Genomic DNA, 18,757 nt, shown 5'->3' with positions numbered 1-18,757 from the left:
CAAGGATCACAATCCCGGCTAATAGCCTTCTCACTTCTGATGGAAATGAAGTTACTAATGCAGTTAAAATTGAATTGAAGGAAGTGTTTACTAAAAAAGATATGATATTATCGGGTTTGACAACCGTTGATACAGAAGGAAATTTATTGGAATCTGGTGGTATGTTTTATATTGATCCAACCATAAATGGGCAAAGATTGACGCTTAAAGAGGGGCAATATATAGATGTTGAAATACCTGCTGATGAAATAAAAGAAGGGATGCAATTATATAAAATAAGTCGTTCAAAATGGAGATTACTCAAAAGTGGAAATATCGCAACCGATTATAAAAATAAGAAATATAAAGTAAAGATTAATAAAGGTTTCGGTTTCGGATGGTTTAATTGTGATCGCTATTTTAGAAGTCGTGACTATAAACTGCGTGACTATAAACTGATAGTAAAAAAGAAAAATAATAAGCCATCGTTTTTTATTCATACTAATACAATTCCTGCCGGCCATACTAACCCTAAATTGCATGGAGTATACTTACCTTTAGGGTTTGTTGAAGCAACCCATTTGGTTCTTACAACTGTACATGTCTATGAGTCAGGTTTAAGCCTTTTTTTTAATGATAAAAACTCAAGTATGAACGGTACAACAATAAAAAACAAGAAGATTGAGTTTGGCAATCTTTCTGCCGGTGATCATATCACATTAGTAGGAATTGGGTATCTGTTAAAATCCAAAAATGAAAAAGAACACTTTAATTCATCACTTGAAGATCAAATTCCATTTTATGCAATAAAAGAACATGAAATAAAGAAAAATATCTTTCACAGAAACAAAATCAAAAATTTAGAATTTAAACAAATGACATCAGAGGAATTGGATCAGGCGTTGGCAAGCTTGTGATTTTTTTCTTTGCGGTCATTGCGACTTTGTCCAGCACATAAATTATGTGCCGGGCTTTGCGAGAGACATAAATACTACAATCATGAAAATATTATCTAAAATCCACCTGATCACATTTTTTTGCAGCACTACCTTACTTGCTCAAAATGGGTTCATCCAAAATGGAGTAAAAGAAAACATTGTAAAAATCTACGTCCATTACGTTGACTACAGTTATTCACAACCCTGGAACCTCGCACCTGGAGAAGCTGCTGAGGGTTCAGGTTGTATTATTAAGGATAATCTTATACTTACAAATGCCCATGTTGTAGGCAAGGCTATGTATATCCAGGTAAAACGTTCCGGACAACCCCAAAAATATCTTGCACAGGTAAAACATATAGCCTATGAATGTGACCTTGCTGTACTTACGGTTAAAGACAAATCTTTTTTTGCAGGTGTTACACCGCCTGAAATAGGTGAGCTGCCATACATAGGAGATGAAGCAGCGGTTTATGGCTTCCCGGAACTAAATGAGCAGCTTACCATAACCAAAGGTATTGTTTCCACTCTTGAGCACATTGATTATTACGCGAACTATAGAAAGCTACTCGCCTGCCAGGTTGATGCAGCGCTAAATGCGGGAAACAGCGGTGGTCCTGCCATTTCAAACAACAAGATCATCGGCATTGCTTTCCAGGCGCTGGATGATGCAGAAAATATCGGGTACATCATTCCGCCGCCTGTGATCAATCACTTCCTGGAGGATATCAAAGACGGTAAATATGACGGGATACCGGGTTTAGGTGTTGACTTTCAGTATATGGAAAATCCTGATATGCGGCATTACTATGGTATGTCTGAAAAGCAAACTGGGATACTTATCACCAACATTTTCCCTTCATCCCCGGCTTTAAATATTTTAATGCCCCAAGATGTTATTCTATCCATTAGTGGTTATAAAATTACCAATACCGGCACCATAGAATTCAGGGAAAAAGAATGGACATCATTTGGATATGTAATCCAAAACAAATTTTTAGGAGAAGAAATAACCCTTAAAATCCTTAGAGATAAAAAGCTCATAGATTTTACTATCCTTCTAACGCAGCCTTACAGCAAATTTGCGCTTGTTACCTATATACCCTTAGATGATCCTCCTGCCTACTACATCTATAATGGTTTTGTATTTCAGCCATTAACAGTAAACCTGCTTTTTGAATATCAGCTAAGTGGTATAGATTACCCCACAAACTACCTTTATTGCTATGATTACGTTCAACCAACTCAAAAACAGCAGCAGGTAGTCGTGATCGCGAATGTGCTTGCCCATGAAAACAATACCGGTTATGAATATTATTATGAGCAAATTGTAATATCTGCAAACGGCAAAAAAATCAACACATTAAAAGACCTGGTAGATGCAATTGAAAATAATACAGGAGATTACCATATTCTTGAGCTTGATAGAGGCATAAAAATCATCATGGATAAGAAAAAAGCAGATAAGAGCAGCAAGCAGATATTGAAAGATAACTGGGTAGGGAAGGGGAGGGATAGGTCGGAGGATCTGTAACACGGCATTACGGGGTCGTGCCTAAATAGGAGTATACCTTTACAGGATTTAAAATTTAAGATTATGAAAAAATTATTAACATTATTATTATTATTAAGTATTGTAGAGACAAGTTTTGGTCAGATGACAAAGAATTTGGTGTGTAGGGATTTAATAAAGGGATTAGAGAAGTCTAAAAGTTGGATGACAAATGACTTTGAATTGGCAGTATGGAAATACATACAGTTGAGAGACAGGCTTCTAAGCAGAAAGAGAATAGAGTTACATTATTCGATGTATTGTTCAGGAGAAGACACAATTATACAGATAAATGAGAGGTTAGATGTTTCAGGCAAGGACAAAATTTGGAATATATACAATGTCAAAGGAAGGTGGAAAACAGCAATACTATCATTGGGAGTTGGTTGCAATGATAATTACTTATATGAGATAAATGTAACTCATGCGAAATACAGTTTAAGAGATGATCATTAAAGATGTTATTCTATCCATTACAAATAATATAGTTGCTACTGTTTCAAACATTTTTATCCTTGTTTTGTTTAGATTTTTTTTACAAAATCAAAAATCGTTCTAATCCAGCCCAATCATCACAAACCCTCCCCAATAATAAGGATCCTTATATTTCTTTCTGATTTCCTTTTTAGCTTCGATAAATGCCTGGCGTTTATCACCGGTATTGAGCCATTTTGTGTAAAAAATTTTCATCAATTCCGGTATTATTTCATCAGATACCTTAAATAAGCTCATCATTACGGTATTAGCTCCTGCAACTAAAAAAGCCCTTTGTAAACCATAGACCCCTTCACCGGTTTGAATTTCGCCTAAACCAGTTTCACAAGCGCTCAACACTACAAGCTCAGTATTATCCAGGTCCAGATTCATAGCTTCCCAGGCAGTTAAAATGCCATTTTTAGTATTAAAATCATAGTTGGTTTTAGAATTAAGCAGATCCCCGCCACCTGAAAGCAGCAAGCCAGACCTCAACAATGGATTTTCAATGGATTTGTTTTCACTTATTTCTGTAATACCGGTTCCGGAGAATTGTTCTATATCACTCATAAAAAAACCGTGCGTTGCAAAATGTAATATCCTGGGACTTTTTAGGTTTTTTACTCTTTGTTCGGTAGCGGCATAATTTAAGTAAGAACCAGTTTGCCAGTCCTTTGACCTTAATAATTTACTCAGTTCCTTCACTTCTCTTTCAGCTCCCGGAAGTTGAGAAAAGGTAGCAACAATGAAGTCCCCTTTTGTAATCGTATTAGCTAAAATGCTATCTTTGGTTGAATTTGCGTTTACGAAAAAATTTGGATTTCCAAATAATGCAGCAGTTGACGGGGCTGTGGGATAAACGATGCTATCGTCCTCCTTATTAAGTGGGGGAGGGGGGTGTTTGAATTTGTTTAGAATGATATCTTTGGTATTGCTTACAAGCACGATGTTATTTTCATCAATCACATAATCCCCTGTGGATGATGACATTGTTTCCAGGTTAACCTGGTTGTATACGCCATCGGCTGATAAATATACCGTCACATTCTCAATCTGTGTATTCTGTGTTTTCTCAATTTTATTTTTGATCGGCTCCCAGAAAACCTGGTATGAATTTTTATCTTCAGCCCTGAATTTTATACTGTTTCTGTAAAATTTTAAATACCTGGTTTCTAATTGTTTCCCATTTTCAAAGATCACAAGACCAGGATTTTTTTTTGTTTGCGGGCTTACAATTAATGCAGCATAAAGAATTGAGTCTGTAAACGATTTATCAAAATACCTGAAACGGACAATTTCAATAGCAACTTCATTTTCATTCAGGTTATCCCTGACATCTTTCCAGGTGTAATTAACACTTTCATAATTTGCGGCAAATAACCCGGAACTTTCGTTCAGGTATTTTTCCAGAAAATCGGTCTCTTTTAGAAGAGAATTAGCATCAATGCCGCTTTCTTTTAACTCCTGGTTACTTAGTGAAAGAATACCGGTTAAAAATTCTTTCTTACTAACCCATTCCTTGTACTTACCGATCAATTCCGTATCCCCGCTATTTAATATCCTTTCTCTTACTTTTATGGAAGCGTTTAATAATATAGCTTTTATTGCGAGGGTATGGTTATAGACATTACAAATTAATTTTGGATTTTCTTCTCTAAATTTTATTGCAAGTGTTTTATAGAATTCAAAGTCACTTTTGATATGGTTCCAAAATTTTGTTTTTTCTCTATCACTCAAAGACGGGAAGTATTTTTTGATAAAGGTTAAATATATATCTGTTGTTTCGTCCAGAATTTTTACTGCTTTCTTGGCTTTACCACTGATATAATACATTTGTGATAATTTACTCAGAGAATTGGCATAATCAGGATGATATTTATTAAAAGTCTTTCTATAATAGGATTTGGCGCTGACATAATTGCTTTCTGCATTTTTAAAATCTCTTTTTTCTGTGAAAATAGCGCCTTTTAATAAAGAAATATCTGCCGAATGAATATTCTTCTCACCAAGTTTTTGTATCCATATCTGGTTTGCAAAGTTTAAGAGATCAAGTGCCCGGGCAAAATTATTATTTTCTATATGAAGCAGCGCTAAATTTCTCAACGCTTCAGCATATTGGGGATGTGATTCTCCAAAATTATTTCTCACAATAGCCAATGCTTCTTCCAGGAGGGCTTTTATTTTAGCTGTTTCCTGTCCTTTATAAAATCTGACAAGAGCCAGGTCTGTCAAGGCGTCTGCAATGGCTGCATGATCTCTCCCAAGTTTTTTTGTTTGGATATCTAATACGTGCTGTGCCATAGTTTCAGCTTTATCATAGTCACCCATACGTGAATAAAGTCTGCTGAGGTGCTTCAGCCCTTCTGTATATTTCACCGAAGTATCTCCCACAATTTTAGAAGCCAAGTTAGTACCCCGGTTTAACAATTTTTCCGATTCATTATAATTGCCTGTGATCAAGTACAAATTGCCTAATAAATTAATTGGGTTGATCAGTGAGAGATGGGATTCTCCATATATCATTTCTCTTTGTTCGATGGCTTCTTTAAGCAATTTCTCCGTTTGAAAGTACCTGCCTGTTTTAAGGTAAAGCGCAGTGAGGTCATCTATATTTTGTGTCATCAATACTCGCTTGTTATCTGTACTTTTAGCGATTTTAGATGATAAATTCAGGGTTTTCTCTGCTTCATCGTACTTGCCCATAACAGTATATAAACGGGCTAATGTTTCCAGAACTTTTGAATGTTCGATACTAAGTTGGCCGGTTATGCTTTTGAGGTGGTTTAAAGCTGTCCCGATATAGTTTTCTGCTTTTTTATATTCCCCTGTTTTTATATAGAGGCTTGCTAATTTCTCTAATTGAGCAACATAATGAATATCTACAGAGCCATATTTATTAAATGCTATCTCGCAAGCTGTATTCAAATTATCCTTGGCGAGCGAATATTTTTCCATTAATTCATAAAGTTTTGAGATATGATTTAAAAAAGTAATATAATCTTTGTGATGGGGATGCAACTGCTTATCTATAGTTTTGAAAAAACTGGTATTATATATTTTCTCAGCTTTTTTAAATTCGCTGGTATAATTTACAAAAAAGTCGGCTTGTCTTAATTTGGTGATATGATAATCAGGAGCATCGTTTCCATATATATTGTTTCCGATCTCTAATAGCTTTTTAAGACAATCCCCCGCTTTTTTGAACCGGTCTGTTTTAAGATATATTTCATATAAAAGGTAGTACACTTTTGAGAGTTCCAGATAATCACCGGGCAGCATTGCAGTCCGGTCTGAAGTTTTGTCAGCCAGTCGTGGCTGCCTATGCTTTTCGGAGCGAAGCTGAGATCCCCCCGAGTACTCGGGGGGAAGTGAAGGCAGGCCATTGAAATTAAGCAGTTCCTCTAACTCCGATTCAGCTTTTGATAGATTACCCCTTGACATTGATATTTCAGCATCAAGCCGTCTTATTTTTACAAAATGAAAATTGTCTTTACTATAATATAAAGCAATCCTGGGCAACAATCTGTTCAGCACTGTTTTGGCTTTACTATACTCGTTATTATTAATGTAGCTTCTGACCCAATGCTCATGGATATCAAGGTAAGTAACGTGAGAATTTTTATACCTCAACCCTGCTTTTTTATCTGATGCTTTTATTGCTTTTTGGTATAATTTCGCAGCAGTAGAATGTTGTTCCTGGTCATCATATAATTGTGCCATTGCATGTAAATTATCAACATAAGAGATGTCTTTTTTATTCAGATTTTTACTGATCCAGATGTTGGCTGTATTTAAAATAGAATCCGACTTTTGATAATCACCTTTTTTACGATAAATATTCCCTGAAAGGTTTAAAGCCGCAGCAAATGCTCTTTTTCTTTGCTTTAACTGTTTTGTAGCTAATTTTTTCCATTTCATTTCGCCAGACTTTGGGTCTTTCACCTGAATTTTTTTTACGACCTTACTTTCCCTGTATGCAATAATATCAGCAATCACTTCTGAAGCTTCATTCAAGTTACCTTTGTGATAATTTATTTTTACCGCCAAAAATTTGATCTTATCTCTTAAATCTGTGTTCAAATCTGTGTTTATAATCTTTATAATCTGTGTTCCCGCTTTACGATAATTATGTGCTAATAAATACATTTCCGTTGCCTGTATTAATCCTTTGTAATACAGTCCCCCTAAATCCCCCCGAAGGGGGGACTTCTCCCTTTGAGTTAAAATTTCCAATCCTTTTATCATTTTTTCTTTAGCTTGAGAAAAGTTTCCCAAAGCCGTTAAATACTTCGCCTGGGAGAGATATATTTGAGCCAGAAGGGCAGCAGCATTATCATCAATGATTGAAACTTCCTCCAGGGGATTGATAAGGTTATCACTTATGCTCAGCGCTATCTTATAGTCACCCCGGGCAAAGTTTCGTTCCATTTTAGCAAGGGCTTTCCTGATTTTTTTTGTTTCTTTATAATTATTCTGACATTGGCTGTCAGAAAATTTAGCTAAAAGAAGAAGCAAGATAAACAAATTACGAAATACGAATGACAAATGAAGAATGAAGAATGAAGAATTTCGTACTTCGTATTTCGTACTTCGTAATTCTCCAATGGTTTGGTGATTGATCATTGCTGATAACAGTGAATAAATACAGACCGTCAAATTTAACTATAAAAATGGAAATAGATAAAAACTAATAATTATTCATAATACAAAAATCGCAAAAAAATTTGGCTTTAGTACATAAATCACCCATATTGCAAAATAAATATCAGAATTACAATGAAAAATTATTCTTTACAGGTAAAAAATTTGACACATAATTGTATCAGGCAGCTAAAAAAAACAACTACAAAAAATCAATATTTAAGCTGCTAACCGATATTCAATGTTTACAAACGGAAAATAATTGCCAAAAAACTTGATACGAATTTGTATATTTCGTTATCTTTGATGCTTCTTTAAACAAACCAATTATTATGAAAACTTTAAAATTACTTTCGTTTGCAGTATGCTTTACGCTAATAAGCGTAAGTGTGTATGGTCTGGTAGGTGTTCCGATACCGAAAACACCACTCCATAACGGCTTTGGAAAAGCTTGTAATCAAACAGCCATGGATGCATGGCAGAAATCCGGATCAGATATCCGTTTATGCTGGGAAATATATGATAATGTCGGCATAGGCGTTGATAGCACAACGGCAAAATTAGACATTTTAGACTCCGGTACTACTTTCCCTACACCTTTAGAAAAAATAATTCGAACACAACTATCTGATGCACCAGGTGATTTTTTTGAAATAGTTAACGGAACGTTTTTACCAGGTCAATATATCCCAGTTCTTAGGGGGCATCATGAAACCGACAACCGAACGGCATTATTTATACTTGGAGAAATTCTTCCTGCAAATGACGATAGTACAAGACCGGTAGTTACATTTGATGCACGCAGGGTAGGTGCACCTGTTCAAACCCGCCCGCTTTTCTCCTGGACGTCTTTTGGGTCAAGTAATACTAAAATGACCATGCTGCCAAATGGCAACCTCGGCATAAATACGACGAGTCCGGGAGCTAAACTGCACGTTGTGGGTCCAGACAATGATGGTACCATTGCTCCGATAAAAATTAGCTCTAATAATAATACCCAACATATGCTCCTTGACGGTAATGAGATTGATGCCAATGTTACGCTGTTTCTGAATGCTAATTCCAGTAATGATGTTGTTTTGGTGAATGGCGGTGGAGATGTTGGCTTTGGAATGAGCCCTCTATACAAAGTTGATGTTGCTGGCACCGTCAGAGCTTGTACACTAAGGGTAAATCTTACAGGTGGCGGCTGTGATTACGTGTTTTATGAAGGCTATAAAAAAGATGAGCTGAGCGTTGTTAAAGATTTCACAGAAAAGTACCACCATTTACCGGGAGTTGAGTCAGCAAAAGAAATGATAAAAGAAGGGTTAAATGTGAGTAATATGTTTACCACGCTGCTTAAAAAAATCGAGGAGATATTTCTTCATTTGTTTGATTTTGACAAAGCGCTTCAAGGATTGAATGATGCCGTTGATAATCTTTTTGAGAATGATAATGCAATGGAAATGAAAATTGGCACGCTGGAAAAAGAAAATAAAGCGTTAAATCATAAAGTTGATATGCTTGTGGAGCGGATTGTTGCTTTGGAGGAAAAATAGAGTAGGTGTGCTGGAATTAAACCGAAAATAATTAGTATTCCGGATTGTGTGGAATCTATTACATAATAATGAAAACTATAAACTGATTTCAAAATGAACAATTATAAGCCCAAAAGACTTTTTTATTTATCACTCTTTTTGATAATAAGTGTCGGATATTCATTTACTGTAACGGCTCAAAGCGATATTTTTGTCCCTTTTGACGAAACACAACTTTCCGGAAGCCAACTTAATCTTTTAAATCCCATCCAACAAAATCCTACAACATCTCGCCATAGATGTGCTGAGATTAATTTTGGGCTATTAAATCAAGATACTATTACCCTAAATCTCTTTTCCGACGTAAACATTGTTGCAATTAAAGACAGGAAAGAAATTAGAAGTGACAATGACTTTACTTGGTTTGGTACTATACAAGATACCACAGGTAGCATAATCCTTGTGGTCCAAGGTAGTGATATCACAGGTACAGTTAGAGTTAATACAGATTTGTACCGGATTACACCACTGGGAAATGGTGTTCAGGCTATAATTCAAGTGGATCAAAATTTCTTTCCTGAAAATCATCCGCCTGAATTTGAAATTATTCAAAACCAGATAAACCCGATTATTCCACCCAGCCAAGCAAGTATTGATGATTGTCAAATTAGACTACTGGTTGCTTATACAGCTTCAGTTGCCGCCGCAGTAGGAAATATATTTTCGCTCATACAACTGGCAGTTGATGAAACAAATCAATCCTTTGTTAATAGCGGTGTAACGCATCGTGTCAGACTTGTTCGTAGTTATCAAGTTAGTTATACGGAGACTGGTCTAAGCACAGATTTGACCAGATTCAGAACCCCCTCGGATGGCTTTATGGATGAGATTCATACATTGAGAGATATTTATTCTGCAGATATTTGTGTTCTAATAGAGAATGAACCAACATATTGTGGAATAGCTTCTGCTATTCTCGCAAACACAAGTACCGCTTTTTGTATCGTTCACTATACCTGTGCCACGGGTTACTATTCTTTTGGACATGAAATAGGTCACCTTCATGGATGCAGGCATAATACTGAAATTGATGCCAATACAACACCTTATGCCTATGGACACGGATATTGTTATCCTACTGACAGTTGGAGAACTATTATGTCATACGGATGCCCTGGCACCACCTCAAGAATTCAATATTGGTCTAATCCAGGTGTTACTTATGGCGGCGTTGCCATGGGTACTACCAGTACGCAAGACAATGCAAGGGTACTGGACGAAACATCTGTTACTGTATCCGAATTCATCACCACTCCAACTAACTTAACGATTTCTAATGAGACTGTTTCTGCTGACATGATTGCACATGCTTCAGCTACAAACACCTTAACAATAGAAACAAATAATATTATCGAAAATGGAGCATCAGTGACTTATCGTGCTGGACAAGAAATAATTATTACAGATTTAATTGTTGAAGGTGAACTTTATGCTTTTATAGGTACATGTGCTGATGATCCTATTCTCAGAGTTGCTGGATCAAATAATGAGATAGAAAATTTATCTAATAATAACAATGAATTTATTATTAAAAATGATCCTGAAAAATTTTTAGAAAATAATCTTCTAATTAATTATCCAAATCCATTTAATACAAATACAATTATTGAATATTTAATTAAAAATTCTGGTCTAATTAAACTTAGTATATTTAATATATTTGGTAAAGAAGTTGCAACCATAATAGATAAGGATTACCAACAAAGAGGTAGATATAAAGTTGATTTTGATGCTACAAACCTACCTAATGGTATATATTATTATACTCTTAAAACATCAAATAATTTGCTGTCTAAAACAATGATTAAACTAAATTAATAATTTGAACAATTTATGTCTATCCCGAATAATCTGTTTATGAAATTTGTCTATTTGCTTATATTAATATTTATCAATATAAGTTGTAATAAGAAGGAAGGAAATAATGAACCTATAAATAAAGAGATCCCAAGACTTTCATATACTGATACCAGTTTTGGTTGCAGTAATATAATTATATATAAATTTAATAACAATTATACAGAATCTATTGTTATTAAAGCTTCAAAAGACACACTTAATTTAGATACGCTTAATAAAGTTTTTGATATAGAACAAAAAAGTTCAGGTTTGAGTGTTTATGTTGAGTTGTTTTCAAAAAATGTTACCGAAATTTATTACTGCAATGATGTAGTCAATACTATTCAGGTCAAAGATAAATGGGTTGCAAAAAAAGGGAAAGTAAATATAGTTATCTCTAAAAAAAATACTGTAATTAATGAAACTTATAAAACAACTGTTAAATTAGAAGATATATATTTCTATAATAACAATAATGATTCTATCTATCTTGATTCTCTAAATTTTATAAACGTTACTGTAGGATGGTTGCCAGGTTAAGTACTGGTCTTTATTTCTGCACCATCACCACCAAAGATTATACGGCTTCTCATAAATTTTCGGTTGTAAGAAAATAGCTATCTTAACCGATATGTCAAAAACCCTACCCAAAAAGACTGTATGTCTATTTGAAAATGGACTAACGTGGTGACAGTTTATCGCTTTTTCACTATCTTTGTGTGTGAAGAAAGGAATCCGGCTTTAAATGCCCTCCTGTCTTTGATCGAAATACGTAACCTTGAACCTAAAACTTTTCACCCTGTGGAATTTCTTCCATTTCATAGGGTAAACTTTGAACTTTTCCCCCGCCATGCCCCAACACATTAAACTCTCAGAATTAGTTTACTTAATTGAAGACACGCTTTACGAGAAGTTCGACAATAAACTATTTTGGATCGTTGCCGAAACTTCCGATATAAGAAATTACTATCAAAAAGGATGGTGTTTTTTGAAATTATTAGAAAAAGACAGCCCCCCCCTAACTCCAAGCCCCCCTAAATCCCCCCAAAGGGGGGACTTCCCAACCCCACTTCCCAAAGGAAAATGGGATAGCAAAAGCGATGGAAAAGTCCCCCCTTCGGGGAGGACGATGTCCAGTGGACATCGGGCCAGCATTGCGGGAGGCAGGGGGGCTGGTAGGGGGGCTGTTATCGCTCAGATTGAAGCGGTGATCTGGAGACAGAACTATCACATTATCGGAAATTTTGAAAGCGTAACCGGAAGAAAGTTTGAAAAAAATATAGAGGTCCTTTTAAAGGTCAGGGTGACTTTTTCAGCTAAATACGGACGGCTGAACCTTGAAATACTCGAGATTGACCATTCCTATACATTAGGCAAAATTGAGCTTGAAAAACAGGAAATATTAGACAAATTAGTCAAAGATAATCCCAAAACAGTTTCCTGTGTTGACGGGGAATACTTTACTTTTAATAAAAAACTTCAGCTTCCAATAGTTATACAAAAAATTGCATTGATCTCCGCACCCAATTCTGATGGCTATAATGACTTTGTCCACGAGCTTACAGCCAACAGGAATGGTTACAAATTTTTTATTGATGATTATTTAACGCAAATACAGGGACAAAATGCTGATCAATTAATAATCGGCCAATTAGAAAAGATCATAGGATCAACAATCAAATATGATGTGGTGGTAATTGTAAGAGGTGGCGGCTCCCAGCTTGATTTCCGCTCTTTTGATACATATAACATCGGGAAAACCATTGCGGGTTACACTATTCCGGTGATAACAGGTATCGGGCACGAGAGAAATGTAAGTATTGCAGACCTGATGTCTAACCTTTCGGTGAAAACACCAACAAAAGCAGCAGCAGAGATCATTGCACATAATCAGCTTTTTGAAGAACAAATTATTGGATTAAAAACCCGCTTATTTGAAAGTACAGCAGATCGGCTTATTAAAAATAGAGATGCATTAAATGAAATTACTTTGCAGTTTAAATCCACCACGAAAAATTTTCTGACGCTGAGCAAATATAAGCTTGATAATTTTGTTACAATTGTAAGGCATTTAAACCCAAACAATGTACTGGCAAGGGGCTATGCAGTTGTTTTGTTCAAAAATAAAATATTAACAAACCCTGACTTATTAAAATTGGGTTCGGATATGAAGACCATTCTAAAAAATAGTATAATTGAAAGCAGAATAACAAAAAAAATCCTTGCCACCAAGGCACAAAGACACAAAGAAACACAAAGATAATTTAGTTGCACAGATCACACAGATTTTTTAAAAAAACTTTGTGTAACTTAGTGTCTTCGTGTCTATGTGGCAAGAACAAGCAGATGAACAAAAGTTTAACATATAAAAAAGCATTTGAAGAATTAGAAAATATCGTCCACGACATTGAAGACGAAAAGATCGGTTTAGATGACCTCACCAACAAAGTGAAACGGGCAGCAGAGCTTATTGAATTTTGCCAGAACAGGCTGAGATCAACAGAAGAAGAATTTAATAAGGCTTTGTCGAGGCTGGAGAAGAAATAACGGGGAGCAAGGGGCATGGAGCAGGGGGGCACGCCATGCTCCTGTTTAGTTGCGTAAGTTTTCTATTGATTTGCAAACAGGTTTTGAGGCGGGGAAAAGCCCCAAGTCCCAAGTTCCAAGTCCCAAGACCCAAATTCAAAGGATAAAAAACAGCACAGAAAATGAACAGGCAAAAAATTCCAAGTCTCAAATTCCAAGCCCCAAGTAAAAAGTAAAAAGTAAAAAGTAAAAAACTGCCTCCATATTTTTACTTTTTACTTTTTACTTTTTACTTGGAATTTGGGGCTTGGGACTTTGGACTTAAATTCAATTATATAGATTATTTATACAATTAAGCACTCCCTTCTGCCTGCTCCCCGCGCTCAAATCCTCACACCAATTACTAAAATATCATCTAACTGCTCTAAATTCTCCTTATAATTTTCTATGGTTTTATCAAGTATTTTTTTTTGCTCCATCATAGATTTTTGCTGTAATGACAACACTAATTCCTTAAACCTGGTCTTACTAAACTTTTTCCATTTTCCGGCTATCTGGTTATCGTCTCCGCCAAATTGATCTGCATAGCCATCTGAAAAGGTGTATAGTGTATCTCCCTTTTGTAGTTGTATTTCGTGATTGGTGAATGGCTGGACTTTACCATACTGATAACCTACTGTTTGTCTGTCTGCTTTTATCTCAATCAATTCACCTTTCCGAATGAGATAAAGCGGGTTATACGCCCCCGCAAATTCCAATTTATTCGTATCTTTATGCAACACACACAGTGATATGTCCATACCGTCTGAAATCGCTCCCATTTCTCCTGATTGATTTAACTCATTTATGATGTGCATTTTTAGCTCATCAAGTATTTGGGCTGGTTCTGTAATGTCTTTATCTTTCACTACTTCATTGAGCAGGGTGTAGCACATTATACTCATAAATGCGCCCGGTACTCCGTGTCCTGTACAATCTGCTGCTACCCAAATCACTTTATTGTTTTTTGTTTGGGCTGCCCAGTAGAAATCTCCACTTACGATGTCTTTTGGTTTGAATAATATAAAACTCTCCGGCAGTATTTCTGCAATTTTTTCAACTTTTGGGAGTATCGTTTCCTGTATTTCTTTGGCATAGCGAATACTATCGGTTATGTCTTTGTTTTTTACTTCAATGATCTCTTTTTGCTTTACCACTTCTGCTGTACGTTCTTTTACTTTTTCTTCAAGTTTATCCATGGCTTTGTCCTGAGCTTCTTCTTTTTCTTTCTTGAGTATGTTAATCCTGTCAGCCAATGCCAGAGAAAGGAGAATGACTTCAATGGTAGAGCCGAATTGCATGCCGTATTCTGTGATAAACAACCTTGGTAAGATACCATATTGCTTTAGTGCATAGGTTAGTCCGCCCGTTACGAGCACTGCCCAGGCAATTACATAATAGCGTGCAGGGCGATACCCCTTAATAAGGGAAATAATGCCAGTCAATATGGCTGCCACAAGGGTAATGGCAATGAGAAGAATAGACGACTTTGCTGAGATGGTATAAGGAGCCAGTAAAGACATGATTATTACTATGAATGAAGTACCGGTTGTCAGGTGGAAAAACAGGTGGAGTTTTGGTGTGTTGATCCTGGTTTGCAAAAAAGATTTTACAAATAAGCTTAGCCATAAACTAACGAAAGACACAAAGATCAAAACACCGTGATTGGACCACCAACTACTATTGGGCCATAGATGTTCTTTGGCAAGGCCATTGAGGGTCATCTGTAGTATTCCTAATGTAGCGATGAAAAGAACATAGAACAAATAACTTTTGTCTCTTACCGAAATAAATAAGAAAAAATTATACAGCGCCAAGGCCAGAATAATTCCATAATAGATACCCAATACGTAATTTTCTGTGTTTATCTTTTCAGAGAAGGTCTTTTGTGACCAAAGGGTAAGTGGGATTTGCAATGAGCTTTCAGCCGATACTCGTAGATAGAAGGTTTGTTCACTATCGGCTTGCAATGGCAGGTGGAAAAGGAAATTACGGTATAAGGTTTCTCTTTGCCTGAAGGGAAGCAATTCACCTGTTTTTACAACTTGCCATCTGTTATTTTCTATAGTTGGATGTTTGTAATAAAATTGAACATCATCAAGCACCGGGTAACCTACTTCCAGCAGCCAGCGTTCATTCACATGGCTGGCAAATGATACTTTAAACTTTATCCAATATGCAGAAGTAGTGTAGCCGAAATTCAAGGTTTTTTCCGCTTTTTGCCATTCAGTAGAAAATAAATTTATTTCATCAATAGTCAATTTTCCATTTGGATCTTCCAGGTATTTTACTTTTCCATTGAGGTCAAATCGTCCTGTTTGACTATCTATATTTACTACAGTTTGGGCTTGTAGAGATAGTATTTGCAGCCAAATAGCGCAACAAAAGCAATATTTAAACATATCGGAATTTTTTAACAGCCTCTGGCATGTCAATGTTTATTATCTGGATTTCTTTATTTCTTTTTACTTTATATAAAGTATCAAATCGGCAGTCGGCAGTCGGCAGTCGGCAGTCCACAATCGGCAGTCGGCAATTGTTTTTTGGAGACTGCGGACTGCCGATTGCCGACTGCCGACTTTTATCTTAATTAAAAAACACCTAAAATTATGTCCTTTTTAATCAATTTATGAAATTAAGTTCTTAATCACATAACAATATCACCTGTAAAAACTGAAAAAACGGAATAATTTTACTTACATCCAAATTAAATCCTTAGATTTGTATTTTAATTAAAAGGCATGTCAAAAAAAAAACCCATTTACAAACGAAAAAAAAACCTTGGTAGTTATCCAAACGGGATGGTGATACTTAGTATTACCCTGGCGCTGTTTGTGATCGGGCTTTTTGGCGTGATGTTACTGTATGCCAACAAACTTTCAGGGGTTGTAAAAGAGAATATCGGCATGCATATTTATCTACATAAGCACATCTCCGATAACGAAAGAATTAAGATCAAAAAAATACTGTCAGTAAAAAAATATATTGTAAAAAAAAACGACATCCCGCAGATAGAATATGTTTCAAAAGAGCAGGCTGCTGAAAAATTCATGAAGGAAGCAGGAGATGATTTTGTATCCTTTCTTGGACAAAACCCGCTCAGAGATGCACTTCTGATCAATATAAAACCTATGTACTTCGTATCTGCGAAAATGAGCAGGATTAAGAGTGACCTGGAAAATATCCATGGCATATATGAAGTAGAATACCGTGAAAACGTTGTGGAAGCAATAAACAAAAACATGCAAAAGATCGGGATTGTTTTATTGGGGATCACTTCAGTGCTGTTAATAACCATTGTTGTGCTGATAAACAATACTATTAAACTGGCTATGTTTTCCCAAAGGTTCCTGATAAGAAGCATGCAGTTGGTAGGAGCTACTGCTTCATTCATACGAAGGCCATTTCTTAGCAGAGCTGCATACCAGGGGTTTATCAGCGGCATGATCGCATCTTTTCTGCTACTGTGCTTACTGCAATATGCCAATACTCAATTAGAAGAATTAGTGGTGTTGCAGAATACAAGAGAGCTGGCGATAATAATGGCATTTTTGGTAATAACAGGCATAGTGATCGGATTATTCAGCTCGTATCGTGCTGTCAATAAATATTTAAAAATGTCGTTGGATGAACTCTATTAAGAACATAACAAAGTAAGTTAATTAAAATAAAATTAGTCTCTAGTACTCGGGATAAAGTAAAAATAATAAGTTAGTTACTGGGTACTGGGCACTGGGTACTGGGTGATGGTAGTGAATAATGTCAGAAAGAATTACCAACCTGCCTGCCTAAAGCAAATAATCCAGAACCCAGTAACCAGAGCCCAGTAGCTGTTCATTAAGAGCACAAAGAATAGTTTTGAATACAAATTTCATTTAAAATTTTTAAATTTCGATACATTTTAATTATGAAACCCCAAAAAACAAAAGATACAAATAAACTGATCTTTGGCAAAAAAAATTATATCCTGATGATACTCGGGATTGCTTTTCTTCTTGCAGGATATATCGCCATGGCTTTGTCAAACTGGATAGCAGATTTGATAGGGTTTGAAAAAGCCGAATTTGGCTTTAATACTCTGACCTTAACCGTAGCGCCTATTCTGATCATGATAGGTTTTATCATTGAATTTTTTGCTATAATGTATAAGGAAAAAAAATAAATGCCTAAAAGCCCCCTTCATTCCTTCTCGAAATGGTGAATGGGCGAACCGGTGAATCGGTGACTTGCCTTCCCCGTTTCTCCGTTTCTCCCCTTCCCCGTTTCTCCGATTCAGGGGAGTTAGAGGGTGGGCTTTTCTTCTATGAGCATAATTGACGCAATAATTCTGGGTATTATTCAGGGTCTTACCGAGTTTTTACCAGTCAGCAGCAGCGGCCATATTGAGCTTGGCGCTGTATTGTTGCATCTGAATGTAAAAAATAACTTGCTGTTTTCAGTGGTCGTACATGCAGCTACGGCACTAAGTACCATTATTGTTTTCAGGAAAGACATCGTTAGAATTATTTTGGATGTATTTCTATTTGAATGGAATGAAGGTACCGTTTTTGCCGTAAAGATCCTTATTTCAATTATTCCTGTCGGTATAGTTGGCCTTCTTTTTGAAAAAAAATTAGAACCCTTCTTTGAAGGTAATGCGGTTTTGGTTGGTTTTATGTTAATTATTACTTCATTATTTCTTTCATTGACGGGATTAAGAATTAAACAAAAAGGGGATGTCACATTTCTCAAATCAATTATTATCGGTGCCGCGCAGGCAGTAGCCATCTTGCCTGGAATTTCCCGTTCGGGGGCTACAATTGCCACGTCATTGTTATTGGGAGTAAAGCGGCCAAAGGCTGCACGATTTTCCTTTTTAATGGTACTGATCCCTATTTTTGGCGCTGTTTTCTTAAAAATGAAAGATTACATACAATCCCCTGACCTATACCCTGCGATCAGCGTAAGTGCATTGCTATTTGGTTTTATAGCTGCTTTTTTGTCAGGTCTAGTAGCTTGCAGATGGATGCTTGATATTGTTAAAAAAGGTAAATTGATTTGGTTCGCTATTTATTGTTTTATTGTAGGGATCATTGCGGTGACGGTTGGGAGTTAGGTGGGGAAGTACTAGTATAGCAACAATTTAGTTTTGCAACATTAATTTGTAATAAATAGATTCTTTCGTTATTAATCAACAAATGGTTATATGG

General features: G+C 35.9%; 13 protein-coding genes. 11 read left to right on the top strand and 2 right to left on the bottom strand.

Annotation, left to right across the window (positions count from 1 at the left end; genetic code table 11):
* Window positions 1–83 precede the first annotated feature (83 nt).
* The 3 genes from FVQ77_14985 (at window position 84) to FVQ77_14975 (ending at window position 2,925) form a co-directional block, all read left to right on the top strand.
* A complete protein-coding gene (locus FVQ77_14985; protein MBW8051610.1) occupies window positions 84–896 on the top strand; it encodes a hypothetical protein in 813 nt (270 codons plus the stop codon).
* 82 nt (window positions 897–978) lie between these two features.
* Window positions 979–2,451 (top strand): PDZ domain-containing protein, encoded by a 1,473-nt coding sequence (locus FVQ77_14980; protein ID MBW8051609.1) that lies wholly within the window; start codon window positions 979–981, stop codon window positions 2,449–2,451.
* Between the two features lie 63 nt (window positions 2,452–2,514).
* Window positions 2,515–2,925: a hypothetical protein gene (locus tag FVQ77_14975; protein ID MBW8051608.1), complete on the top strand. Its 411-nt coding sequence runs from the start codon at window positions 2,515–2,517 to the stop codon at window positions 2,923–2,925.
* Window positions 2,926–3,024: 99 nt separating this feature from the next.
* On the opposite strand, the gene FVQ77_14970 is transcribed toward FVQ77_14975, so the two are convergent.
* Window positions 3,025–7,566 carry a CHAT domain-containing protein gene (locus FVQ77_14970; protein MBW8051607.1) on the bottom strand — a complete coding sequence of 1,514 codons (4,542 nt, stop codon included), beginning with the start codon at window positions 7,564–7,566 and terminating at the stop codon, window positions 3,025–3,027.
* 350 nt (window positions 7,567–7,916) lie between these two features.
* Here FVQ77_14970 and FVQ77_14965 point away from each other — a divergent pair, with 350 nt between their 5' ends.
* The 5 genes from FVQ77_14965 (at window position 7,917) to xseB (ending at window position 13,550) form a co-directional block, all read left to right on the top strand.
* Entirely contained in the window at window positions 7,917–9,125 is a 1,209-nt protein-coding gene (locus FVQ77_14965) for a hypothetical protein (protein MBW8051606.1), read from the top strand.
* Between the two features lie 93 nt (window positions 9,126–9,218).
* Entirely contained in the window at window positions 9,219–10,982 is a 1,764-nt protein-coding gene (locus tag FVQ77_14960; GenBank protein ID MBW8051605.1) for a T9SS type A sorting domain-containing protein, read from the top strand.
* Between the two features lie 39 nt (window positions 10,983–11,021).
* Window positions 11,022–11,543 (top strand): hypothetical protein, encoded by a 522-nt coding sequence (locus FVQ77_14955; GenBank protein MBW8051604.1) that lies wholly within the window; start codon window positions 11,022–11,024, stop codon window positions 11,541–11,543.
* A gap of 310 nt (window positions 11,544–11,853) precedes the next feature.
* Window positions 11,854–13,266 carry an exodeoxyribonuclease VII large subunit gene (locus FVQ77_14950; GenBank protein ID MBW8051603.1) on the top strand — a complete coding sequence of 471 codons (1,413 nt, stop codon included), beginning with the start codon at window positions 11,854–11,856 and terminating at the stop codon, window positions 13,264–13,266.
* A gap of 83 nt (window positions 13,267–13,349) precedes the next feature.
* Entirely contained in the window at window positions 13,350–13,550 is a 201-nt protein-coding gene (xseB, locus tag FVQ77_14945) for an exodeoxyribonuclease VII small subunit (protein MBW8051602.1), read from the top strand.
* Between the two features lie 362 nt (window positions 13,551–13,912).
* Here xseB and FVQ77_14940 read toward each other — a convergent pair whose 3' ends face one another.
* Entirely contained in the window at window positions 13,913–15,970 is a 2,058-nt protein-coding gene (locus FVQ77_14940) for a SpoIIE family protein phosphatase (GenBank protein ID MBW8051601.1), read from the bottom strand.
* Window positions 15,971–16,309: 339 nt separating this feature from the next.
* On the opposite strand from FVQ77_14940, the gene FVQ77_14935 reads away from it, so the two are divergent.
* The 3 genes from FVQ77_14935 to FVQ77_14925 all read left to right on the top strand — a co-directional run bounded on the left by FVQ77_14935 (window position 16,310) and on the right by FVQ77_14925 (window position 18,663).
* Window positions 16,310–17,209, top strand: coding sequence for an ABC transporter permease (locus FVQ77_14935; GenBank protein ID MBW8051600.1), 900 nt, complete (start codon window positions 16,310–16,312; stop codon window positions 17,207–17,209).
* 266 nt (window positions 17,210–17,475) lie between these two features.
* Complete coding sequence (locus tag FVQ77_14930; GenBank protein MBW8051599.1) at window positions 17,476–17,730, top strand: DUF3098 domain-containing protein; 255 nt, start codon at window positions 17,476–17,478, stop codon at window positions 17,728–17,730.
* A 141-nt stretch (window positions 17,731–17,871) separates the two neighbouring features.
* Entirely contained in the window at window positions 17,872–18,663 is a 792-nt protein-coding gene (locus tag FVQ77_14925; GenBank protein MBW8051598.1) for an undecaprenyl-diphosphate phosphatase, read from the top strand.
* Window positions 18,664–18,757: the final 94 nt, after the last annotated feature.

The sequence above is a fragment of the Cytophagales bacterium genome, from assembly GCA_019456305.1.
GTDB lineage: Bacteria > Bacteroidota > Bacteroidia > Cytophagales > VRUD01 > VRUD01.
This window is presented reverse-complemented; position numbering and strand designations above follow the sequence as displayed.